General features: G+C 70.3%; 19 protein-coding genes. 5 read left to right on the top strand and 14 right to left on the bottom strand.

Annotated features, from left to right (window positions below; genetic code table 11):
- Window positions 1–7 precede the first annotated feature (7 nt).
- Together COA17_RS09490 and COA17_RS09495 are read right to left on the bottom strand one after the other, a co-directional pair.
- Window positions 8–643: an acetyltransferase gene (locus tag COA17_RS09490; protein WP_096611963.1), complete on the bottom strand. Its 636-nt coding sequence runs from the start codon at window positions 641–643 to the stop codon at window positions 8–10.
- Between the two features lie 10 nt (window positions 644–653).
- Complete coding sequence (locus tag COA17_RS09495; RefSeq protein WP_096611965.1) at window positions 654–1,250, bottom strand: sugar transferase; 597 nt, start codon at window positions 1,248–1,250, stop codon at window positions 654–656.
- A gap of 280 nt (window positions 1,251–1,530) precedes the next feature.
- Between COA17_RS09495 and COA17_RS09500 the strand changes: the two genes are divergently transcribed.
- Window positions 1,531–4,785 (top strand): TonB-dependent receptor domain-containing protein, encoded by a 3,255-nt coding sequence (locus COA17_RS09500; protein ID WP_096611967.1) that lies wholly within the window; start codon window positions 1,531–1,533, stop codon window positions 4,783–4,785.
- 105 nt (window positions 4,786–4,890) lie between these two features.
- Window positions 4,891–5,874, top strand: coding sequence for a 2OG-Fe(II) oxygenase (locus tag COA17_RS09505; RefSeq protein WP_245857607.1), 984 nt, complete (start codon window positions 4,891–4,893; stop codon window positions 5,872–5,874).
- Between the two features lie 144 nt (window positions 5,875–6,018).
- Here the strand turns inward: COA17_RS09505 and COA17_RS09510 are convergent, their stop codons facing one another.
- The 12 genes from COA17_RS09510 to COA17_RS09560 all read right to left on the bottom strand — a co-directional run bounded on the left by COA17_RS09510 (window position 6,019) and on the right by COA17_RS09560 (window position 22,104).
- Window positions 6,019–7,641 (bottom strand): hypothetical protein, encoded by a 1,623-nt coding sequence (locus tag COA17_RS09510; protein ID WP_096611969.1) that lies wholly within the window; start codon window positions 7,639–7,641, stop codon window positions 6,019–6,021.
- A gap of 209 nt (window positions 7,642–7,850) precedes the next feature.
- Window positions 7,851–9,323: a glycosyltransferase family 39 protein gene (locus tag COA17_RS09515; protein ID WP_096611971.1), complete on the bottom strand. Its 1,473-nt coding sequence runs from the start codon at window positions 9,321–9,323 to the stop codon at window positions 7,851–7,853.
- A 3-nt stretch (window positions 9,324–9,326) separates the two neighbouring features.
- Entirely contained in the window at window positions 9,327–10,886 is a 1,560-nt protein-coding gene (locus COA17_RS09520) for a GMC oxidoreductase (protein WP_096611973.1), read from the bottom strand.
- Window positions 10,883–12,055 (bottom strand): NAD-dependent epimerase/dehydratase family protein, encoded by a 1,173-nt coding sequence (locus tag COA17_RS09525; RefSeq protein ID WP_096611975.1) that lies wholly within the window; start codon window positions 12,053–12,055, stop codon window positions 10,883–10,885. Before COA17_RS09525 ends, COA17_RS09520 begins: the two co-directional genes overlap by 4 nt.
- Before the next feature lie 4 nt (window positions 12,056–12,059).
- Window positions 12,060–13,313, bottom strand: coding sequence for a glycosyltransferase family 2 protein (locus COA17_RS09530; protein WP_096611977.1), 1,254 nt, complete (start codon window positions 13,311–13,313; stop codon window positions 12,060–12,062).
- A gap of 56 nt (window positions 13,314–13,369) precedes the next feature.
- Window positions 13,370–14,047 (bottom strand): ligase-associated DNA damage response endonuclease PdeM, encoded by a 678-nt coding sequence (gene pdeM, locus COA17_RS09535; RefSeq protein ID WP_096612252.1) that lies wholly within the window; start codon window positions 14,045–14,047, stop codon window positions 13,370–13,372.
- Between the two features lie 46 nt (window positions 14,048–14,093).
- Entirely contained in the window at window positions 14,094–17,417 is a 3,324-nt protein-coding gene (locus tag COA17_RS09540) for a trifunctional glycoside hydrolase family 18/polysaccharide deacetylase/glycosyltransferase family 2 protein (RefSeq protein ID WP_096611979.1), read from the bottom strand.
- A 168-nt stretch (window positions 17,418–17,585) separates the two neighbouring features.
- Complete coding sequence (locus COA17_RS18775) at window positions 17,586–17,786, bottom strand: hypothetical protein (RefSeq protein WP_070321820.1); 201 nt, start codon at window positions 17,784–17,786, stop codon at window positions 17,586–17,588.
- The gene (gene mprF / locus COA17_RS09545; protein ID WP_096611981.1) at window positions 17,783–20,461 is read right to left on the bottom strand and encodes a bifunctional lysylphosphatidylglycerol flippase/synthetase MprF; all 2,679 of its coding nucleotides are present in this window, start codon (window positions 20,459–20,461) and stop codon (window positions 17,783–17,785) included. Before mprF ends, COA17_RS18775 begins: the two co-directional genes overlap by 4 nt.
- On the bottom strand, window positions 20,454–20,900 hold the full coding sequence (locus COA17_RS09550) for a DUF2147 domain-containing protein (RefSeq protein ID WP_096611983.1): 447 nt from the start codon (window positions 20,898–20,900) through the stop codon (window positions 20,454–20,456). Before COA17_RS09550 ends, mprF begins: the two co-directional genes overlap by 8 nt.
- 86 nt (window positions 20,901–20,986) lie before the next feature.
- On the bottom strand, window positions 20,987–21,733 hold the full coding sequence (locus COA17_RS09555; RefSeq protein WP_096611985.1) for an AcvB/VirJ family lysyl-phosphatidylglycerol hydrolase: 747 nt from the start codon (window positions 21,731–21,733) through the stop codon (window positions 20,987–20,989).
- A 2-nt stretch (window positions 21,734–21,735) separates the two neighbouring features.
- Window positions 21,736–22,104 carry a hypothetical protein gene (locus COA17_RS09560; RefSeq protein WP_066484620.1) on the bottom strand — a complete coding sequence of 123 codons (369 nt, stop codon included), beginning with the start codon at window positions 22,102–22,104 and terminating at the stop codon, window positions 21,736–21,738.
- A gap of 122 nt (window positions 22,105–22,226) precedes the next feature.
- Here COA17_RS09560 and COA17_RS09565 point away from each other — a divergent pair, with 122 nt between their 5' ends.
- Genes COA17_RS09565 through COA17_RS09575 form a run of 3 tightly spaced genes read left to right on the top strand, consistent with a single transcriptional unit; the run spans window position 22,227 to window position 23,837 of the window.
- The gene (locus COA17_RS09565; RefSeq protein WP_066484617.1) at window positions 22,227–22,787 is read left to right on the top strand and encodes a DUF1003 domain-containing protein; all 561 of its coding nucleotides are present in this window, start codon (window positions 22,227–22,229) and stop codon (window positions 22,785–22,787) included.
- Complete coding sequence (locus tag COA17_RS09570) at window positions 22,784–23,197, top strand: PDZ domain-containing protein (RefSeq protein WP_096611987.1); 414 nt, start codon at window positions 22,784–22,786, stop codon at window positions 23,195–23,197. The genes COA17_RS09565 and COA17_RS09570 overlap by 4 nt, the downstream gene beginning before the upstream one ends.
- On the top strand, window positions 23,151–23,837 hold the full coding sequence (locus COA17_RS09575) for a winged helix-turn-helix domain-containing protein (RefSeq protein ID WP_066484612.1): 687 nt from the start codon (window positions 23,151–23,153) through the stop codon (window positions 23,835–23,837). Before COA17_RS09570 ends, COA17_RS09575 begins: the two co-directional genes overlap by 47 nt.
- Window positions 23,838–23,845: the final 8 nt, after the last annotated feature.

A 23,845-nucleotide genomic window follows, 5' to 3' on the forward strand; every position in this document is an offset into this window, starting at 1 on the left:
ACGACGCTTACCCCCGCGGCGCCATTGGCCGGGCGGGGTTTCCGATCACCGTTTCCCCGGGTGCCACGTCCTTCGTCACGACCGCGCCCATGCCGACCACGGCGCCGCGGCCGATGCGCAACGGTTTGTCCGGTGTTCCCTGCTTCAGGATCGCGCCTGTGCCGATATACGCGTGGTCGTCGATATGCACATTGCCGTTGCACATCACACCGGGCGCGAAGGTCACGAAATCGCCGATCACGCAATCGTGCGCGACATAGGAGTAGATGTTGGCGTGAAAGTGCCGCCCGATGCGGATCGTCGAGGTCAGGTGCGTGAAACCGCACAGTATCGCACCCTCGCCGATATCCACATCGTCGTACACCAGCGCGTTCGCCGCGCACACGTTCGTGAAGCCGAAACCTGCCTCGATACAGCGCGCCGCCAGCTTCTCTCGGACGGCAGAGTTGGCGATCGTGATCGAGACCAGCTTCTCGTCATGCGGCAAGGCAGTGAAGCTGGCGAAGTCGAGGATGCTCTCGCCGTCCGCGGTCCCGTCGTCGACGAACACGATGTCGACGCCCTGCGCTGCATATTGGGCACGCACAATGGGCATGACCTCGCGCCCGAATCCGCTCGAGCCGTAGATGCCGATGCAACGCATGTCTGTCTCCCTATTGATCGGGGGCGCCGGAAAAGGGCGGCATGGTCGCTTCGCCATCGGCGGAGATGCCATCGCGGACCAGCACCTTGCGCACCGTTAGCCACAGAATACGCAGGTCGAGGGCGAAACTGCGATTGTCGACGTACCATACGTCCAGCGCGAATTTCTGCGACCAGCTGATTGCGTTGCGCCCGTTGACCTGCGCCCAGCCGGTCACGCCCGGGCGGACCGCATGGCGTCGCGCCTGCTCGGCGGAGTAGAGTGGCAGATACTGCATCAGCAGCGGGCGTGGGCCGACCAAGCTCATGTCCCCACGCACAACGTTCCACAGTTCGGGCAATTCGTCGAGGCTGGTTGCGCGCAGCTTGGCACCAAACGCCGTCAACCGCGCCGCGTCGGGAAGCGGTTGTCCGTCGCGATCGATGGCGTCGCGCATCGTGCGGAACTTCACCATGCGGAACGGCCGACCGCCGCGCCCGGGGCGCACCTGGCTGAAGAACACCGGGCTGCCCAGCTTGCGTCGGATCAGCACCGCCACCACGAGCAGGACGGGGCTCAGCACGACAAGCGCGACGCTCGCGACAACCACATCAAATGCACGCTTCACAAGGACGTTCTCGCTGGGGCTGGTTCCGGCCGATGCGGTGCACGAAGGGAACGATCGGCGCAAGCCGGAGGGATGCCGCGATGGAAGCGGTTGGACGGTAGATCGGGGATCGCGACCATAATCAACGCCGCACCGCACCTAATCCATCGTAGCAACACGTATCACGTGTGACCAGTTTGTCACGTTCTTGTAAAAATCTACGGCAGCGTCGTTGACGGACTTGTCACGGCATCGTCATCGGTTTCTCATGCGACCCATAAAGAAACAGAGGGTCAGCATCATGAAATTGCACCAGTATCTGGCCGCCACCGCGCTGGCGGGGGCGATCGTCGCGGCGTGTCCGGGCGTCGCGATGGCGCAGGCGACCGCACCGGTCGCGCAGGACGACGTCACCGCGCCCGCCGGCCAGCAGCAGGACGTGCAGGACGAGGCGCCGGGCGGCGAGATCGTCGTCACCGGATCGCGCATCCGTCGCCCCAACGACGATTCGCCGATCCCGATCACCTCGCTGGGATCGCAGGAAATCTTCGAGACCGGCCGTGTGTCGGTCGGCGACACGCTGAACCAGCTGCCGCAGTTCCGCGCCTCGCTCGGCTCGCAGAATTCGACTTCCGGGCTGGGTGTGCGCGGCCTGAACCTGCCCGATCTTCGCGGCCTTGGCCGGGCCCGCACGCTGACGCTGGTCAACGGCCGCCGTCACGTCACCGCGGACATCATCAACAACGGCAATGCCGTCGACCTCAACACCATGCCGACCGACCTGATCGAGCGGATCGACGTCGTCACCGGCGGCGTGTCCTCGGTCTACGGTTCCGACGCCATCGCGGGCGTCGTCAACTTCGTGCTGAAGGACAGCTACGAGGGGCTGGAGCTCCACGGCCAGAACGGCGTCAGCAAATATGGCGATGCCGGCAACCAATATGTCTCGATCGTCGCGGGCAAGAATTTCGCCGACGGACGTGGCAACATCGCGATCAACGCCGAATTCGCGCATCAGGAGGATTATTACGCCTCCGGCCGGCCGAACCTGCGCCAGAACAACGGCTTCGTCGTCGTCGACACCGACACGACCAGCTCGTCCGACGACACGCCCGACCGGCGGTTCTTCCGCGACATCCGTTCGACCACCCTCTCGCCCGGCGGGCAGCTGGGCTTCCGCTATTCGTCGGCGGCGGCGCCGTGCGGGCGCGATCCGGTCGGTTCGGCCAATTCGGCCTTCACCTGCGCCTATCTGTTCCAGCCCGACGGGTCGCTGGCGGCGCAGACCGGCCAGCGCGTCGGCATCGGCCCCAACGGCAGCTTCCTCGGCGGCAACGGCCAGACCGGGCGCGAGGGCAATCTGCTGGTCCTGTCGCCGGACGTGAAGCGCTACGTCGTCAACGCGCTGGGCCATTTCGAGGTGTCGCGCGGGTTCGTCCCGTTCTTCGAGGCCAAGTACGTGCGCACCGAGGCGTTCGGATCGCAGAGCGGGCCGTTCTTCTCGCAGGGGCAGACGCTGGGCGATTTCACCGCGATCGACGGGCTGACCGACCGGTCCTATTCGAACGGCGGGCTGGGCTTCGTCAATCGTGAGGGTATCCGTCTCGACAATCCGTATCTGGGGGATGCGGCGCGCGCGACGATCGCCGCGCAGCTGGCCGCGTCGATCAACTCGGGCGTCAATCCCAACACCGGCGCGGCGTTCACCGGTGCTAATGCCGCCGCCAATCAGGCTGCGGCGCTGGCGCAAGTCGCGGCGGGCACCTATCGCTTCTCGCTGCGGCGCAACTGGCTCGACCTGGGCACCCGGGACGAGCAGCTGACGCGCGAGACGTATCGCGCGGTCGTGGGCGTGCGCGGCGATTTCAACGACGACTGGCATTACGAAGTGTCGGCCAACTACGGCCAGCACAAGGAAAACAGCGTCATCACCGGCAACGTGAACACCCAGCGGTACCTGCTGGCGCTGGACACGACCCGCAACGCGGCCGGGCAGATCGTCTGCCGGTCGCAGGTGAACCCGGCCTATGCCGGCGAAGACGTCGGCGGCAATCCGGCGCAGCTGGCGGCGGACGTCGCGGCGTGCGTGCCGCTCAATCCGTTCGGCCAGGGTTCCGCCAGCGATGCGGCGCGCGCCTATCTGGTCACGCCGACCACCGCCGACGGCAAGGCGACGCAGTTCGTCGGCAGCGCGTTCGTGTCGGGCGATCTGAGCCAGCTCTTCTCGCTGCCCGGCGGGCCGGTCGGCTTCGCGGTCGGCGCCGAATATCGTCGCGAGACGCTGAGCTACAATCTCGATCCGCTGACGCAGGCGGGCTACGCCTTCTACAACGCCATTCCCAGCTTCCGCGCGCCCGCGTTCGAAGTGAAGGAAGCCTATGGCGAGGTGTCCGTCCCGCTCATCAAGGACGTGTTCCTCATCAAGGAACTGACGCTGACCGGCGCGGCGCGCGTCGCCGATTACAAGGGATCGACCGGCACCGTCTGGGCGTGGAACGGCAACGCCACCTGGCGCCCGGTCAGCGACCTGATGCTGCGCGGCGGCTATTCGCGGTCGGTGCGTGCGCCGTACCTGGGCGAACAGTTCGCGCCACTGGGGCAGAATTACACCCCGGCGCCCAACGATCCGTGCTCGACGCGCAACATCAACACCGGATCGGCGACCCGCGCCGCCAATTGCGCCGCGGCCGGCCGCCCGGACGGCTATGACTATGTCTACACCGCCTCGCTGGAGATCCAGAGCGGCGGCAATGCCAACCTGCGCGCCGAGGAATCCAATGCGCTGACGCTGGGCGGGGTGTTCCAGCCCAGCTTCATCCCCGGGCTGGCGGTGTCGGTCGATTATTACGACATCACCGTCAACAACGTCATCACCTCGCCCGCGGTGCAGCAGGCGCTCAACGCCTGTTACGATTCGCCCACGCTCGACAACCAGTTCTGCGCGCTGTTCCAGCGGGCGGGCGCGGACGGCGGACCGAACGGCGAGATCCCGTTCCAGATCCTTGAGGGGACGTACCAGGACCTGCCGCAGAATTATGCGCGGCTGAAGGCGCGGGGCCTCGATACGCAGGTCGGCTACAACCACGATTTCGGCGTGGTGCGCGCCAATCTGAAGGGCGTGTGGAGCCACGTGTTCCAGCGCGACGATTACACCGACCCGGCGCGCCCCGATTACCGCAACGTGCTGCTCAACGAACTGAGCTATCCGCAGGACCAGTTCAACATCAACACCGACCTGAAGTTTGGGCGTTTCACGATCGGGCACACGCTGCGCTGGATCGGCGGCATGTACCTGAATACGTTCGAGGATTATAACGGTGTCAACGGCGAGCCGCCGCAGAACCCCGATTATGCGGAAATCGCCAAATATCCGGCGGTGACGTACAATGACGTGCGTTTCGACCTGGAGATGACCGACCGGTTCAACTTCTACGGCGGGGTCACCAACATCGGCGACGTCGATCCGCCCTATGGGCTGACGGGCGTGGGCGAAGGCTCGGGCATCTACGACAACCGTGGCCGGTTCTTCTACGCCGGGCTCCGCGCGCGCTTCTGAATCCGCGCGCCGGATACCGACATTGGGGGGGCCGGAGCGGGAACGCGCCGGCCCCTTTCGTCGTGAGGCACGGGCCCGTGCCGCCCCCGTTCCGGGAGACCGCCGTTGACCCCGTCCCGATCCGCCGCCGAACGGGCGCGCAGCCTGGCCGAGACTGGCGATGCGACTGCCGCCGCCGCGGTCCTCGAACATGCCGGTGCGGCAGGGGATGCCGATGCGCTGATGCAGCTGGCGGTGTGGCGGCTCGTCGGCACGCCGCTGCCGCGTGACCTGACCGTGGCGCGCGCCCTGCTCGCCCGCGCCGCCGCGATCGGGCATGTCGACGCCGCGTTGATGCAGGTGGCGCTGACCGCGAATGGCAGTGGCGCCGCCGCGCCCGACTGGCGCGGGGCGCTGGCGCTGCTGCGCGTCGCGGCGGCTGGCGATCCGGTCGCGGCGGCGCAGCTGGCGCTGGTCGATGCGATGACGATCGACGCGGCGGGGCGGCCGGTGCGTGCGCCGGTCGGCGAGCTGCTATGCGATGCGCCGCGGGTGGTGCGGTTCCGCGGCTTCCTGTCGGCGGCCGAATGCGCGCATGTTGCGGGCGTGGCGGCGCCGATGCTGGCGCCCGCGCGGGTGATCGACCCGGCGAGCGGGCGCTGGGTCACGCATCCGGTACGCACCGCCGACGATGCCGCGATCGGCCCCGCGAACGAGGACATGGTGGTCCGCGCGATCAACGCGCGGATCGCGGCGGCCAGCGGCACAGATATCGCCGCGGGCGAGCCGCTGACGGTGCTGCGCTACCGCCCGGGGCAGCAATATCGTCCGCATCTCGATACGATGGCGGGTGCCGCGAACCAGCGCGTGATGACGATGCTGCTCTATCTCAACGCCGGATATCGCGGCGGCGACACGCACTTTCCCGCACCCGGCCTCTCCGTCGTACCGGTGCCCGGCGACGCGCTGCTGTTCCGCAACACGCTGCCCGATGATCGCCCCGACCCGCTCAGCCGCCACGCCGGGCAACCGGTGCTGGCCGGCACTAAATGGCTCGCCACCCGCTGGATCCGCGCCGCCCCGCTCGATCCGTGGGCATTGTCGGGGTGACGACGCGGTGGACATGCCGAGATATCGACATCGCACCAATACGGTCCCTGCATCATGTTCCGCGACGGCGGGGACGCGCCCAGGATCAAGCGGTACACCGGACCGGTCGACTGGATAGCCCCCCGGGTCCGCTGCGCGGACGGCTTACCGCGTCGAGGAGGCGCCGACGCACGGTCCCGGAATCGCGACGACGCGCCAGCGGCCGACGGGTGTCGCGACCGGTCCCCACGCGGCGAGCCTGCGCTGGATCCGCGGTCCCACCTCATGTACCAGCCAAACGGCGTGGGTGGCGCCCCAGCGGGCGGCAATCGCGCGGCGATCGCAGTCCGGGAGGCGATAGTCGAAGAAGCGACGGACGTCGGCCTGGCGCGCGGCGTCGGTCGGGCTGAGCGGCATCGGTCTCGGAAACGCAGCTACCGTCGTCCCGAACGCCGGCATCACCAGCGCTGCGCTGTCCCACCCGATCACCCGTGCGCCTGGCGGCAGCGCGGCATGGACCCGGGGTCCCTCGTCTAGGATAGGGCGCAGCGGCTGGGGCGGTCCCGCCAGCGCCCACGGCTGGATCACCTGCTGGACACCCAGCATTAGATGCGCGGCGATCAGCAGCCCGGCGATCCAGCGCGCGACCCGCCACGATGTCGGCGACAGCGCATCGAGCGGCGCCGCCGGCGGGCGCTGATCGATCAGATCCAGTATCAGCCACGTCAGCATCATCTGCAGCGCCAGCGCGATATAATCGAGGAAGCGGTGCGCGACCGACAGGTCGGCGGCCGCGCCGGCGAGATAGCCGGCGAAGATCGCCAGGAACGCCAGCGCCGGCACGCGCGTGCGCGCCGCACGCAGTTGCCCCGGCAGGACCAGCAATGCCGCCATCGCGGGCCACAGCATCGCGATGACGAACAGCGGATTGTAAAAGAAGGGGAAATCGTTGAACGTCGCCTGTCCGCGGACCGTCCCCGGCCCGGCCAGATCCAGTGGGTTGAACCACGGCCAAAGCGTGCTGACGGCGATCCCTGTCGTCAGCAACGCAAGCACCATGCCGCGCCGCGCGATTGCTATCCCCGGATCGAACACCGCCAGAGCCGTCGCGCCGGCCAGCAGGAACAGGGCGTTGAGAGGATGCGTGACGATCGCGATCGCTACCAGTGCCACCAGCGCCAGCGCCAGCGCCCCGGCGGCGACGCCGCGCTGTCGGGCACGCAGCAGCCTCACCACAGCGGCCCATCCCAGAAAGGTTAGCGCGAACACCAACTCCGCCGGATAGTAATTGCCGTGCAGTTGCGAGCGTAGCGGATGAAAACCCGTCCAGATCAGCGGCGGCACGCCCCAGGCGCAGGTCACGGTGGCCAGCAGAACGGCGGGTGCCCAACGGTGCGCGTAATAGGCGCGGGCGAAGGCGTGAATGCCCGCCAGAAACAGCGCCGACACCAACAGCGCCCCCAGCATCATCGCGGTGTCGACGCCCCAACCGGTCCAGCGCGCGACATAGGCGAGCAGGAACGTCCATGGCGTGAACTGCCGCGAGGAAGCCCCTTCGGCATAGATCGGGTCGAGCGGATGCAGGCCGTGGCGGATCACCTCCGCCACGATCGCGCGATGTTCCCAATAGTCGGTAATGTACAGGAGCGTCGGGGGCCGCACGACGACATAGGCCAGGACGCACAGCAGCGCATAGACGCCTGCCCCCGCCCACCAAGCGCGGCGCGGAGTCAGCCAGTCGGGCGCACGCCAGTCGGCGGCGCTGTGATCGGTGGTAGGACCCTGCATTGTCGTTCCCCCTTGCCTTCCCCGCCGCCCGACCGGCCCGTCGCTCGAGGCAGTGGCGGGGTACGAAGCGGATTTCTGATCGCCCGGCAATGTCCCGTCATCGGTGAACGTCGTATATGACGAGATGCCGATCCGCAGCCGGTCCCGCCGGCGGGGGATCGGGCATGTGCGCAGGCGGGCGATCGGCGACGACGATATCACCGGCTATTCTATCGATACTGTCCGCGGCAGTACGGCATGCGCAGGGGCCTCACCGTTGCGCGGCGTGCCGGTGGATCAGGCATGTCGAAGCGACGCGCGAACCAGTCAGGCAGTGTGTCCGCGCCTCCCGGTCCCGGTTGCGCGAACAGCCACAATGCGGGGTGCGCGCAGGTGAAGGCACGCGCCTGCGCGACGCGCACACGCGGATCGATCGCAGCCCAGCGCAGCACCTGGTTCCGGTTGGTGGGATCGGGCGAGGGAATGTCCGGCGTGTCGAGATAGACAAGGCGGCGCGCGATCTCGGGGCGCGCATTCTCCGCCATTTCCAGGAAGCGCAGTCCGCTGCCGGTGACGATGGGGGCGTTGCCCGGTACGCGCGCGACCGCATCGAGCGCGTCGAGCCGGTCGCGCTTGGCGATCTCCCCGCCCCAACGCCCCGCGTCATTGCCCGGGACGAGCAGCGCCAACGCCACGAGGCCTATCGCCCTGCCGTTTTCGTCGAGTCGCGCGACCAGCCAGGCGGCGAGCAATCCAGCCCCCAGCGCGGCAGATACGACATAGCGGTCGGTGAAGCTGTGGCTGACCAGCAATGCGAAGGCGAACACGACCAGCGGCACCGCCAACAGGCCCAACGCGGGAACGGGCACCGGCAGCGCCCGCGCGCGGCGCAGCGCGACGATGATCAGCAAGCCCAACAGCAACAGGGCAGGCCAGCCGAGCGTCAGTGCGTAGCTCGACAGCAACGCATCCAGCGTCGGGCGCGCGTAATAGCCGGGTGCCCCCGTATCGGCGCCGCTGTAGTGATGTGCCGCGACCAGGATCGGCAACCAGGCGGCGATCGAAGCCGCCGCGACGGCGCTCGCGGCCAGCACGCCCCGCGATGGCGGTCGGCGTTCCGCCAGCTCGATCGCGACCAGCACCGCGACCAGCAGCAACGCGTAGAAATGCAGCGCCACCATCACCACCAGCAACAGCGCCAGAAGCGCGCAGCGCCTGGGTGACGGCTGCGCGCCGGCGGGCCGTTCGCGTATCGCCAGCGCCAGCGCGAAGACGGCGATCAGCAGTGCATAGGGGCGCGCCTGTACCGCATAGGCGAACAGGCCCGAAGACAGCACTATCCCGGCCGCCAGCGCTGCAGGCACCCGTCCATATCGTCGCCATGCGATCGAACCGAGCGCGATCGCGGCGGCATAGCCCGCCACGATCGACGGAAGGCGCCAGCCAATCGGCGTGTCGACCCCCAGTGCATGCAGCCACCCCAGCAGCATGTCGTAAAGGGGCGGGGAAAACTCGGCGCCGTGCACCAATGCATGCCAGATCGCCGCCGGATCGGTCAGCCGCGCGGTGCGTACCGCCAGCACCTCGTCCATCCACAGCGGGGCGCTTGCGGCAAGCGTGATGGAGGCGACGGCATAATGTACGCTGACCAGCAGGAAAAGCAGGACGGCGAGGACATCGGCGCGGCCGAAGCGCGGAATCATGGGCTAGCCTGCCCGCCGGAGCTCTGGTGTCGAGCAGAGGCGGCGGGCCAGTGCTCCGGCGATGCGATCGGCATTGGCCATGATCGTCAGGGTCGGGTGGCGCGCTGAAAGGAAGGGCAGTGCCGCGCCGTCCGCTACGAAGACGCCCGGCACGTTGGTGAGCGCCCCCATGTTATCGGTCGCTGCGGGGCCGATACCGCCCATCGGCAGCGTTGCCGCGGGATGCGCATCGGCTCCGGGGGGAAGCAGTTGCAGCGACCCCGGCACCCCGAATGCGCCGCGGCGCCGGGCGTGGCGTGTCAGTTGCGCGAAGCTGGCGCGCAGCAGGCCTGTCGCCGTATCGGTCTGGTGGCCGCGGATCGTCATCCGGCCGGCGGCGCCATCCTCCTCGATCGTCAGCACATTGTCGCTGAAGCGCCCGGGCAGGTAGCCGGTTGCCAGCAGCAGCGCAGGCGCCAGCGCGCGGGCGGCGCGCAGCGCGGTCGCGCGGGTGAAGGGCAGGCGATCCGCGATCGCGGCGAGCGGCAGCGTATCCGCGCCATAGAAGACGCCTGCCGCCTCGACGCCCGCGTCGGTCGCCAGCGTGTAGAACAATTGTCCCAGACCGAACGAACGATCGGGCAGCGCACGGCCGATCAGGTGCGGCATCAGGAAGGCGATCCCGCCGACCGGATTGCTTTCCAGCCGCAAAGGCCGCCCCGCCAGCCCCATCCGGCGCACGGCCAGGCTGGTCGTCATCAGCGTACCCGCCGCCAGCACCACGATCGGCGCGGCGAACCGCAGCGATTGCGCGCCGGCGCGTGCCTCCACGACGTTCATTCCCGCATCGCTCGCCAGTCGTTCGACGCGCATGCCGCTGCGATAGGTGAAATGGCGGAAGCGACGCAGCGCGGGCAGTTCGGTTGCGGCATGATAGATGCTGCCGCGCGCGCACCCGTGCAGGCACAGGCCGCAGGCGGTGCAGGCGCCGCGCCCTTCGCGCTCCTCGCCGACCAGCACCGCATTGGGGGCAGCGCGAAGATCGAATCCGCCGTCTCTGCGCGCCATGTGGCGTGCTGCGAACCGTGCGGCGGGCGGCGTCAGTGCGGCGGGGTCAGGCCGATCGCCGCCGCTGACACCGATGCGACGTGCGACGCGGTCGTAATGGGGGCCGAGGTCAGCAGGGAAGGCGGCGAGGTCCTCGGCACCGTAGCGGGCGGCGAGCGCACCCCAGATCCGCGACAGCCCGCCCGCGGCGAGCGCGCCGATCGCAACATAGTCCCGCGTCGACAGACCCGCGGCGGTATCGAACCCGGCCAGCGTCGCGCGGGCGAGCGGGGTGGCGAACTTGGGCGACATCGCGCTGTCGGCCAGCGCGCCGTCACGGCCGATTTCCGCCTGCCAGCGGTGCGGGTCGGCGCGCCATTGCGCCAGCGTCGCGTGCGTGGGGCTGGCGGGCAATTCCGTGTCCGCCGCGTCGAGCATCAGGACGCGCACGCCGGCTTCCACCAGTGGCCACGCGGCGCTGACCCCGGCGGGACCGCTGCCGACGATGATGACGTCGGCGTCCGACACGCTGGTCATGCGCGCCCCAGGACGAGGCGTAGCGGCAGACACAGTGCGTCATACGCCCCATGCGCGGCCAGTCTGGCGAGCCGGGCGATGCGCGAGCCGGCGGCGAGCGCCGCCTCGCCGGGCGCGCTCGCCTCCGCGATGCGCGCAGCGACACGCAGCCGGCGGCCGAGCGGTGTGTCGCTGCCCAGCGGCTCGCACCAGCGCAGCGGCAGTCGTGGGCGCGCGATCGCCCCCTCCGGCCAGGCGCGCGCGTAACGGCGCAGCAGCGCCGGCGTGGGTGCGATCCCGGCGTGACGCAGGAAGGCGCGTCCCTCTGCCAACAACGCGCGGCGGCCCGCCGGCTCGCGCGCCAGCCGTTCCCCCATCGGACGGACGGCAACGCCCAGCGCGGCAAGATCGGCGGCGCTGTCGATCGGTTCGGTCCCCGCCAGCCCCAATACGCGCTCGCGATCGACGGTGGGGATCAGCGGCAGGCGCGCGGTCATGTCGCAGGCGAACAGTGCCAGCGACAGCGGAACCGGGATGATCGGCAGTCGCCGCCCGCGATACTGGCGTGCCAGCAAGCGCAGCACGTCGCCGAAGGCCACCTGCTGCGGCCCCGCGAGCGCGCGCACGCCCCCCGCCTGCCCGTCTGCTGCGGCAAGGATGCCGTCGACCACCTCGTCGAGGTGGATCGGCTGGACCGTGCGGTGCGGCTCGATCATCGGTAGCAGCGGCAGAGTCGCCAGCTTCGCGAGCAGGCCGTACATCGCGGTCAGCGTGCCGCCATAGACCAGCCCGACGCGCAGGCTGGTGGCATCGCCGATCCGCTGTTCGGTCGCCCATTTGAGGCGGCCGTAGCGGTTGAGCGCGTGCTCGCGCGCGCTTTGCGAGGAGATGAAGACGCGGGTGGCGATGCCGGCCGTGCGGGCACCATCGAACAGCCGCGCGGTGGCGGCGATGCTGTCCTGCCCGCTGGCCTGCCAGTCGTGTGCGAGGTGGACGAGCGCGGCCTGCTGCCCGGGGATGTGCGCCGGAAAGCGATCGCCGAGCGCCCAGGTGACATGGTGCGTGCCGACCGGGCCGGGGCGACGACCAAGCAGCGTTACCGTCCTGCCCTCGCGCAGCGCGCGTGCGACCAGCGCGGCGCCGATATAGCCGGTGCCGCCGGTGACGATCAGGTGCGCGGCGCGCGTCATCGCCTCACTCTACCGGAAAGGCGGCGCGCAGCCGCGCCTGCTGCGCACGCACGCTGCCGGGGCGAAGGTCGAGCACGCCCAGAAGGAAGCCCGACAGCCCCAGCTGCACCGCGACGACGATCGCGCTCATCGACAGCAGCATGATGCGCAAAAGCTTACCGTCGGCGATCGCGCCGAAATGCGCATCGGCCCACACGCCCGTGGCATAGGCGATCCCGCCGACACCGGCCGCCAGCAGCACCGCGGCGGCCTGGAGGATGCGTTCCATGCTGACCGCGTCGAGCAGATGTTGCGCGCGGCGGTGCGCCGGCAACAACTGGTGCATCGCGGCAAAGCGGCGTGCGATCACGCCGTGCACGATCGCCTGCACCCCGACCACGATCGCCATGCAGCCGACCAGGAAGGCGCGGATGTCGAGCGAGACGCCGTCCCACAGCGACAATTGCCCCGGCAGCAGCGCGGCGACCAGCGCCATCCCGGCGATCATCAGCACCGCGCCCGGATAGCCGAACGACCAGCGCGGCGAATGCAGCATCAGGAAGCGCAGGTGCCGCCAGCCGTCGCGCCAGGTGCGCAGGTGCGGCGGGCGGCTGCGCCCGTCCTTGGCCAGCACCGTCGGCACCTCGCGGATGTCGAGATGCGCGAGCGAGGCGGACACGACCATCTCGCTGGCGAATTCCATGCCTGTCGTGCGCAGGTCGAGGTCGATGATCGACTGGCGATCGAACCCGCGCAGCCCGCAGTGAAAATCGCCGACCGGGATGCGGAAGAACAGCCGCCCGATCGCCGACAGCACGGGATTGCCGAGATAGCGATGCAGCAACGGCATCGCGCCGGGCAGGATGCCGCCCTTGAACCGGTTGCCCATCACCAGCTGTCCGCCATCGCGCAATGCCGCGACAAAGGCGGAAAGGTCGCTGAAGTCGTAGCTGTCGTCGGCATCGCCCATGATGACGTAGCGCCCGCGCGCGGCGTGGATGCCGCAGCCCAATGCCCCGCCATAGCCCGCGATCGGCGCATGAACGACGCGCGCGCCCGCCGCCTGCGCGATCGCGATCGACCCGTCGGTACTGCCGTTGTCGGACACCAGCACCTCGCCCGCGATGCCGGCACGTTCGAAATAGCCAACCGCCTTGCGGACGCAGGTCGCAATCGTCTCGGCTTCGTTGAGGCACGGGATCAGGATCGTGAACTCGATCGAGGGCGCGGCGCCGTCCACCGTGTCCGGCCGTCCGCCCTCTTGTGCCAGTCCCTGCATCGCCTACCCCCCTGTCGGTTGGAAGCTGGGCTAGACCCGTGATGGTTAAGTCATCGCTAAGCCGCCAGCGGGAAGCGCAGCAGGCGGTTGTCGATCGGGATCAGCGCCTCCGCGATGCCGCCGGTGGCGCGCAGGATTTCGGGGTGGGTGACGTCCAGCCCCCCGGTCAGCGCGCCGAAGGCGGGGAAAATCAGCTTGTGCGCCGTCGCCACGAAGCAGCGCCGCGACACCAGCTTGCCGCGCACGCGCACACGCAGCTTGGGGTGGAAATGCCCCGACAGTTCGGGGCGCGGGTCGGCCGGGTCGGCTTCGTGGCGCAGCAGCACGCCGTCCACCCACGCCTCGTCCGTCACCGCCCCGCCGCAGCGGTCGGCGATCGCGCGGTCATGGTTGCCGGCGATCCATGTCCAGCGCGTCCGCGCGGTCATCGCGGTCAGCAGCGCGCGCGCGGCGGCGGGCAGCCGGTCGCACCCGGCGCTGTCGTGAAAACTGTCGCCCAGGCACCACACCTCCGCCGCATCGGTCGCGCGGACCAGCGCGTCGAGCGCGGTCAGCGTCGCGATCGAATCATACGGGGGCAGCATCTGCCCGCGCGCCCCGAACCAGCTGGCCTTTTCCAGATGGAGGTCGGCGACCAGCAACGCGCGCCGCGCCGGCCAGAACAGCGCGCCGTCGGGCAAGGCGTGCCAGGCATGCCCCGCAAAGGAGAGGTCGGCGAACGGAACGGGAACCATTCCGTTCGCCATGCCGCAACCCGGCCCGGCGATCAATGGCGCACGGTCAATGGCTTGCGGCCGGGCCTGCGGGGGTGGGGCCGCCGTCGACGCGGCCCGACCGCTCCAGCTTGCCCCAGCCGACGATCCGCCCGCGCACCGCCGCGGAAATCGCACGGATGACCACCCCGTACATGATCTGGCGATAGACCAGCCGCTGCGCGACCAGCAGATGGGCGGGGTAGCGCAGCTTCTTGCCGTCCAGCCGGTACGCCAGCCACCCGCACAGCACGTCGATCGTGGTGAACGCCGCCCAGTAGAGGCCCATCGTGCCGACGTCGCCGGCGGTCTGCGCCCAGCCATGCTGCGCGACGCGCATCGACGTGCCGACGATCGACAGGATCAGCGCCAGGTCGATCAGCGGGGAGATCGCCGCGAACAGGATCTGGAACAGCCACGCCTGCGGCATCCCGACCAGCGCCAGCCCCGACGGCTTGCGCCGCCACAGCACCGCGCGATGCTTCCACAGGCATTGCAGCGTCCCGAACGCCCAGCGGAACCGCTGCCGGGCGAGCGCGCGGAAGCTTTCCGGCGCCTCGGTCCAGGCGACCGCCGCCGGATCGTAGGTGACACGCCAGCCCGCGCGCTGGATCGCGATCGTCATGTCCTGATCCTCGGCCAGCGTATCCTCGGGATAGCCGCCGACCTCGTCCAGCGCCGCGCGCCGCCATGCGCCGACCGCGCCGGGCACCACCGTCATCGCATCGAAGCCGGCCAGCGCGCGGCGTTCCAGGTTCTGCGCGGTGATATATTCGATCGCCTGCCAGCGGGTGACCAGGTTCACGCGGTTGCCGACGCGGGCATCGCCCGCCACCGCGCCGATCCGCGGGTCGGCGAACCATCGTGCCAGCCGGCGGATCGTGGCGGGTTCGAACTGCGTATCGGCGTCCAGCGCGATGACGACGTCGCCGCGCGCCTGCTGCAGCGCGCGGTTGAGCGCCGCCGCCTTGCCGCCGTTGGCCAGCGTCAGCAATTCGACACGCGGATCGCCGTCGAACGCGGCGGCGACGAGCTCGCTGGTGGCATCGCTCGATCCGTCGTCGGCGACGATCACCTGCAACGCCGGATAGTCGCTGGCCAATACCCGCGTGACCGAGGCGACGATCACCCGCTCCTCGTTGAAGGCGGGGATGATCACCGACACGCTGGGCGTATAGGCCGGCGGCTCGGCGCGCTTGCGGCGCGCCTGGATCCACGCCAGCCCCGCCATCATCACCGCGCGCGCGATGCCCAGCGAGATCGCCAGGTAGAACAGCCACGATACCGTCGCGGTGATCGCCGCCAGCGCGACGAACACCGCGACGTCGGTGCGCACCGCCCACAGATCGTGGTCGGGGACCGGCGGCATCGCCTGCGCCGGGGTGACGCCGATCAGCCCGGAGGCGGGGACGAACCTGTAGCCCTCCGCGCGCAGCGTCGCGATGATCCGCGGCAGCGCCGCCACCGTTTCCGACCGGTCGCCGCCGCCGTCGTGCAGCAGGATGATGTTGGCGGAATTCTCGGCGGTGCCGGCATGGACCTGGTCGATCACCTGCTGGTAGATCGAATCGGCGCCGGGGCGCTGCCAGTCGTTGGGATCGACGTGCAGCCCGACGACGGTATAGCCCGCCTGCTGCGCGGCCAGCGCCGGCCCCAGTTCGTCGGCGGTGGTCGGTTCCGCGTCACCGAAATAGGGCGCGCGGAACAACCGCATCTCGCGCTCGGTATAGGCCTGCACCAACCGCTGCGTCGCGTTCAGCTCCAGCATCGTCTCGTTGGGGCCCAGCGTCGCCATATTGGGATGGGTGTAGCTGTGGTTCCCGATCTCACCGCCGCCCGCGATGATGCGGTTGAGCAGCGCGGGGTGCTGCAGCGCGTTGCCGCCGATGACGAAGAAGGTGCCCGGCACGTGCGCGCGCTCCAGCACGTCCAGGATGCGCGGCGTCCAGGTTGCGTCCGGCCCGTCGTCGAACGTCAGCGCCAGCAGTTTGGGATTGGCGCCGCCCGTGCGCTGGACGACATAGGGGGTGGGCAAGGTGACGTAGCGTTCGTCGCGCACGATCCCGTCGGCATCGGCGGTCAGCACGCGCTGCCCGTCGGTGGGCGTGGCGGTGATGCGCAGGATCTCGCCGGTGCCCGACACGTCGGTATTGAGCAGCGAGGCGATGTGGCGCAGGTCCGGCGTGCCGCCGGTGCGGAACGCGGTCAGGTCCGCCCAGAAGCCGGGATCCTCGCTGCCCAGCCGCCACAGCGCGACATCGTCGATCCCCAGTTTCTTGAGCGCGCGCAGCTGGTTCCAGCTGGTCGCCGCGTCCATCATCCATATCGCGTGATGCTGGCCGTCCTCCTCATAGGCGAAGGTGGGGTTGCCGCTGCCCGGATCGAAGGTGATCGGCGCCTGGCTGTCGTGCGCGGCCAGCCACGCTTCCTCGATCGACAGCGCGTCGGTATCGTCGCCGTGCCAGTCATAGGCGTAGCTGCCCAGCGCCACGACCAGTTTGTCGCGCGGGATCACGCGCAGCGCGGCCTCCACCTGCGTCACGAACCAGTCCTGCGCGGCGATCGGGCCGGGGGTGCCGCCCTCCCAATGCTGGTCATAGGCCATGAAGATCACGCGGTCGGCGACCTGCCCGAACGCGGCCAGCGGCCATGCCTCATCCTCGGCGGGGACGGTGACCGCCAGTTCGGTGCCCGCGGGCAGCGCGGTCTTCAGCGTGCGCAGGAACGCCAGATAATCGCGCATCGCGCCTTCGGGCAGCGATTCGAAATCCATCACCACGCCGCCCTGGCGGCGCTGCTTGACCATCAGCGCCAGCTTGCGCGCGAAATCGTTGCGCTGCGTAGGATCGCGCAGCAGCGCCGCGGCGCTTGCGCCGTCCCATTCGGACGCCCCGAAATTCTGCACCATCGGCAGCACCTTGGGCGGGCGCGGCATGGCGGCGATCATCCGGTCGAACGGGGCGTCCTCCTCGACCGAGACCTGGTGGCGCGGGCCGCTGACGCTGATCAGCGCAGGCACGACCCAGTCGAGCGAGCCGACGTGCCGGCGCAGCGAGGCGATGCTGGTGTCGTCGCCGGGGACGTAGAAACCGATGCTGAGCGGGGTGTGCGGATCCTTCGCCGCGCGCAGCGGCAGCCAGCGCGCCAGACCGTGCGGCTTCACCGCGCCGCGCGCGGCGGCGGCGCGCGGTTGCGGCAACGGCAGCGCGATGTCGCGGCGCGGCGACATCGACAGCAGCGTGGTCGCGAACAGCACCGCCGCCAGCACGACGATGGCCAGCAGCGCGGCCAGGACACGCTTCGACCTGCGGCTGCGCCGGCCGGTCGGATCGAAGAAGATCGGTGCGGCCATGGCGTCAGCCCTGCGGCCGGTCGGTGCCGGCGGCGCGGCGGGAAGCGATGCGGTTCATGATACCCCGGTTCGTCTGCTGCCGGCCATGTGCCGACGGTCGCCGGCCTAACCCTAGCGCGATGGAATGCCGCTGGGCACCGCCTTAATTCTTCGTCATGATCCGGCCCGTCACGATCCGCCCAGCCAGCCGGACCGGTACCAGCGCCGCAGTGTCGGCAGCCGCGTCAGGTCGCAGCCGCAGCGGCGGCAGCGGGCGTGCTGGACGCCGTTTTCATCGGTGACCACCCGCGCGCCGGCCAGATGGTGGCCGGCGGCACATTCCGGCGGCACCGCGGCGGCCGGACCGGGGGCAGGGTGCGGACCGCTCATGCCGCGACCCCGGCGGTCGTCGCCGCCGCCGCATTGTTCGCCGCCGGGGGCGGGGTAGGCGGGCGATCCGCGCCGCCGTCGCCGCGCGCGGGCCGCGCGGGAAGCACCAGATGCGGCGACGATGCCTCCACCATCGGCCGGCCGACCAGCCGCGACAGGTCGCGCAGCGCCTTCAGCATCCCCAGCCCGTGCGGCCCGGCGATATAGCGCGGCTCCCATTCGGGGGCGTATTTCTCCTTGTAGGCGCGCAGGCCGCGGAACCCGTAGAAGCGTTCGCCGTGGCGGAACACCAGCGCCGCCGCCTTCGCCCAGGCGGGCGCCAGCCGCCGCCCCTCGATCCCCGACAGCGGCGCGATGCCGAGCGTGAAGCGGCGATAGCCGCGCGCCTGCGCCCATTGCAGCAGGTGGACGAACAGGAAATCCATCGTCCCGGGCGGGGCGGCATCCACCTGGCGCATCAGGTCGACCGACGCCTCGCTGCGGTCGGCGGTCAGCCAGAGGTTTGCGAAGGCGACGATCCGCCCGTCGATCAGCACCAGCGCGATGTCGAAATGGCGCAGGTAGTCGCGGTCGAACCGCCCCAGGCTGAAGCCCTTTTCCTCATGCCGCTTGGCGCGCACCCATTCGTCGGAGACGCGCGCCAGTTCGTCCATGATGACCGGCACCGCCGCGGCGGGGACGATGCGGAATTCGGCGCCCTTGCGCGCGACCGCACGCTCCGCCTTGCGGACCGAGCGCAGCCGCGGCGTGTCGAGCGTGAAGGCGGACAGGTCGACCACCGCCTCCTCGCCATATTTGATGATCTCCAGCCCCATGCCGATCGCCAGGTCCAGCATCGGCGCGGTGATCTGGTACAGCAGCAGCCGCCCCTGCGCGCGGTCGGCCATGTCGCGCATCTGCCACAGCAGCGCGGGCCAGGCGGCGGGCGCGCCGACGGGATCGCCCATTACGATCCAGCTCGACCCGCGCACCTGGTACATCAGCAGCGCGGTTTCGTCGTCGGACAGCAGGAAGCGCTTGTCGCCGGTCAGCGCCAGCATCGCGTCGGTGCGCGTCGCGGTGGCCAGGATGCGCGCGATCGCATCGGCATCGGCGGGCGGGTGCGCGGCGACCCGCGCCGGCCCCATCAGCCGCCAGATCGTCGCCCCCGCCAGCATCACCGCCACCGCCAGCGTCGCGCGCAGGAAGCGCGGCGCATCGCCCTTCAGCGCGACCTGCCACCACAGGTCGTCGGCATAGGGCACGCGGCGATAGGCGAAGAACCCCGCCCAGGTCGCCAGCGCGACGATCGTGGCGATCGACGCGATCCACCCGGCGGTCAGCGGCGCCTGCGTCAGCGCGCTGCGCCGGTAGAAAGCCGGGCGCGTCCATTGCAGCAGCCCCGCCAGCGCCAGGCAGACGATCGCTTCCTCGACGTCGATCCCTTTCGCCAGCGAAAAGGCGGCGGCGGCCAGCAGCAGCGCGCGCGTCGCTACGAACGCGCCGTCCAGCCGCCGGTACAGCGCCGGGGCCATCAGCAGCAGCCCGGTGCCCGCCAGGCTCGCGGCGATATGGCTCGCCTCGATGAACGGCAGCGGCAGGATATGCCCCAGAACGCCCATGCGCGCATGGAGCGAGGGCAGCGACCCCGACAGCAGCAGCATCCCGCCGCCCAGGAACGTCGCCGCCGCCATCGCCAGCGGCGCGATCCCGCTGGCGACCGCGCGCCCCTCCGCCAGCAGCCGCGCGGGCAGTGCGCGGTGGCGCCGCCCCTCGTGCCACGCCAGCAACGCCACCCCCAAAGCCAGCGGTGCGAGGTAATAGATGACGCGATAGGCGATCAGCGCGGCGAACAGGTCGGCCCGGTCGCCGGGGATCACCGCCAGCACCACCGCCTCGAAGACGCCGATCCCGCCGGGGACGTGCGTCACCACCGCCGCGACGATGCCGAGCGCATAGGCCAGGACGAAGGCGGGCAGCAGCGCCGGCTGCGCGCCGGGGATCAGCACGTACAGCGCGGCGGCGGCGGCGGCGGTGTCCAGCGCGGCGATCGCGATCTGCGCCAGCGCCTGCCGCGCGCCGGGCAGCGGCACCGAGAGCCGCCACAGCCGCAGCGGCGCACGCCGTACCGCGCAGGCTGCGACCAGCGCCGCCGCCAGCGCCAATATGCCGACGCCCGCGGCATGCGCCGCATCGGCGCCGATCGTCGCCCCGGCAATGGTCAGTGCGCCGTCGCGCAGCGCCAGCGCCAGCCCGGCGACGGTGACGATCCCGGCCCAGAAGGTCGCGCTGGCGATCCCGACGACGCGCGCGACGTCCGGCCCGTCCAGCCCGGCGGCGCTGTAGATGCGATAGCGCGCCGACCCGCCGGTCAGCAGCGACAGCCCCAGATTGTGGCTGAGCGTGTAACTGGTGAACGACGCCAGCGCCGCGGTGCGCCACGGCAGCGGCCGCCCGATGATGCGCAGCGCCATGACGTCGTACAGCGTCAGCGCCAGGTAACTGAGCGCGGTGAACCCCAGCGCCATCGCTACCTGCGTGCCGGACAGGTCGTGCAGCGCGGCGCGCACCTGCGCGAAGTGGATCTCGCGCGTCAGCCGCGCGAGCGCCGCGAACCCCAGCGCCACCAGCGCCAGCACCGCCGCGACCGCGATGGTCGTGCGATGCCGCGCCAGCCGGATCAGCCGCTCAGGCATGGGGTGGCTGCCCGATGCGGCGCCACGTCTGCGACTTGCACAGCAACCCGCCCAGCACGCACCCCTTGATCACCATGTGATCGGGTTCGGACTGTTCGATCCGCGATGCGAACCGCCGCCCCATGTCGGGGACGAACACCGTGCCCGCCCAGGCACCCGATCCCAGCGGGCGATAATCCTCCAGCAACTGGACGCCGATCAGCGGATCGACCCCGCTGTCGCGCGCATCGTCGCGCGCCTCCGCGCTGGCCCAGACGATCCATCCGCACAGATGGGCGCCGCACGCGCCGGTACGCACCGCGACGGTGCCGCGCGGGTTCATCCAGAACCCCTCCGGCCCGGCTCCTTCGGCGAAGAAGCCGGCCTGCGCCGCCCCCGCCGGCAGCAGTGCGGCGGCCAGCGCGATTCCCGTCGCCATGCCGCGCCATCCCATCGTCATCGTTCGCCTCCCCTGTTGGTTCTTGGCCGGTCGCCACCCTGCGCCCCCGCGCATGACGCCCGCTTCATCGTTCGCTGACATTTTCGTCATCCGGCGCGCCCGGCGGTTTCGGCGATCGCGCGCCACAGCACCCGCGTCAGCGCCGCCGTGTCGTGGTTGAGGTAATGATCGCCCGGCAGCGCGACGGCGCGCACGTTGCGCTGGTGCCATGACGGGCACAGGCTGGTTTCCTCGCGAACGCCGTGGATGCACAGCACCGGCACCCAGCCGATGCGCCGCGCGCTGGGCAGGGCGGGGCCGTCGGGCGCGCCGTCCAGCAGTCCGCCGGGCGATGCCTTGAACAGCAGCGTATCGCCCGGCACCACCAGCGCGACCAGCGGCACCCGCGCGCGCAGCGACGCGGGCAGCCGCGCCGCGCTCGCCTGCAGCATGTCGGCGCCGAACGACTGGCCGATCAGTACCACCCGTCGCGCGCCCGGCAGCGCCAGCGCGCGGCGTGCGGCGGCGGTGACGAAGGCGGCGGCCTCGGCCCGGGTGCGGCGGTGGCGGAAATAGACCAGCGAATTGACCTCCAGCACCGGTACGCCGCGCGCGGCGATCGCGGGGGCGACCGTCGCGGTCATCCCCATGTTGAACCCGGCATCGCCCGACAGGTAGATCGCCACCGTGCCCGCTAGTGCGGGCGGCGGCGCGGCGGTGGCGGGCGCCAGCCGGTACAGCGGCCCGCCGAACCACCCGACATAGCCCAGGAAACCGGTGACGATCACCGCCAGCGCGGCCAGCACGCCCATCGCGGCGGCCAGCGGGTTCGAACGGCGGGTGGGATCGGCCATGGTCAGGAACTCAGCGCATAGGTGATGACGAAACACGCCGCGGTCAGCAGCAGCATGGCGGCGATGAACGCGGCGTCGGCAGTCCGTTCCAGCCGGTGCAGCCGGCGGTTGGGCAGCGTGCGCAGCGCCATGTACGACGCCAGCGTCGCGACCAGGAACAGCAGCGAATCGATCGCCAGCAGGTCGTCGGCGATCCCCGCCGGTGCGCCCACCCCCGTCGCCAGATGCAACAGGCCGATCCCGGTCAGGCACACGCCGACCATCGCCGACGCGATCGGGCAGATCATCCGGCAGATCCGCTCGTCCAGCGCCCGTGCGCGGCCGGCGCTGCTGTTCGGGGTCGGGGGGTCGGGGCGGTTGCGCACTGGCATCGCGGTGCTGATGGCGCAGCGCGGCTGGCGCGCGCCTGTCGGGAACATGAGCGATTGGTCATGTTGCGCCCACATGCCGATCACCGGGCGTGCGCTACGCCATCGATCGAAAGGAACCGTCGATGGCCAGCAATCCCCTCCATCTCCTCGCCGCGCGGCTGATCGGCAAGGCGCCCGCCGCGCTCGATGCCGAAGAGCGCAACGTGCTGGCCAAGATGCAGGAACGCCGCCCGATCGCGCGCGACGCCGCCGACGTCGCTGACGAACGCGCGACGCTGGGCGACCGGCTGGCGGACCGGGTGGCGGCGGTCGGCGGATCGTGGGGCTTCATTATCGCCTTCACGCTGGTGCTGGTCGGCTGGATGGTGCTCAACAGCGACGTGCTGGCGCGCTGGGGTCACCCGTTCGATCCCTATCCGTACATCTTCCTCAACCTGATGCTGTCGACGCTGGCCGCGGTGCAGGCGCCGGTGATCATGATGAGCCAGAACCGCCAGGCCGCGAAGGACCGGCTGGCCGCCAGCCTGGATTACGAGGTGAATTTGCGCACCGAGCTGGAAATGCTGCGGATGCATGAGGTGATCGACCAGTCGATCATGGCGCGGCTCGACGAACTGCTGTCGCTGGCGCGCGCGCAGGGCGGCGGCGTACCGGATCGGGCACGGGCGGAGGGGGCGGGATGACGACGCTGCGGATGCTGGGACGTGCGGCACTGGCGTTCCTGGTGCTGGCGACGCTGGGGGCGCTGATGTCGATCCATGCGATGCGCGCGCCGCGGGCCGCGGGGCCGGACGCGACCGGCGCCACCTTCGTCGCGGCGCCGGCGGGGCTGCCCGCGGGGCTGGTCGTCACCAGTCTGCGCGCCGGCGGCCGGGCCGAGGCGGCGGGGCTGCGCGTCGGTGACGTGGTGGAGCGCGTCGACGGCCATGCGCCCGATTCGCTTGCGGAGGTCGATCGCGCGGTGGCATCAGGGGTCGATGTCGACCTGGTGGTGCTGCGCGATGCGGCCGAGGTGCGCATGACGATGCCGAAGGAGGGCGGGCCGCTTGTCAGCGAAGATACTGCTGGTGGAGGACGATACCGCCACATCTGATTACGTCGCCAAGGGGCTGGTGGAGGAAGGGTTCACCGTCGATCGCGCCGACAACGGCCGCGATGGCCTGTTCCACGCCACCGACGGCAGCTACGACTGCATCGTCCTCGACCGGATGCTGCCAGGGATCGACGGCATGGCGGTGCTGGCCGCGCTGCGGGGCGCGGGGATCGACACGCCGGTGATCGTGCTGTCCGCGCTCGGCTCGCCCGAGGACCGCGTGAAGGGGCTGACCGGCGGCGGCGACGATTATCTGGTCAAGCCGTTCGCCTTCGCGGAGCTTCTGGCGCGCATCCGCCTGCTGATCCGCCGCGGCAAGGCGGCGCCCGCGGTGCAGACGGTGCTGGTGTGCGACGATCTGGAGATGGACCTGCTGGCGCGCCGCGTTAAGCGCGCCGGGCGCGTCGTGGAACTCCAGCCGCGCGAATTCCGGCTGCTCGAATTCCTGCTGCGCCATGTCGATCAGGTGGTGACCCGCACGATGTTGCTGGAGGGGGTGTGGGACTATCACTTCGACCCCGGTACCAACGTGATCGACGTGCACCTTAGCCGGTTGCGCAAGAAGGTGGACGAAGGCTTCGCGCGCCCGCTGCTGCATACCGTGCGCGGCGCGGGCTACCGTCTGGGCGCGACGCCCTGACGCGCGCG

The sequence above is a fragment of the Sphingomonas ginsenosidimutans genome (assembly GCF_002374835.1).
Taxonomy (GTDB): domain Bacteria; phylum Pseudomonadota; class Alphaproteobacteria; order Sphingomonadales; family Sphingomonadaceae; genus Sphingomonas; species Sphingomonas ginsenosidimutans.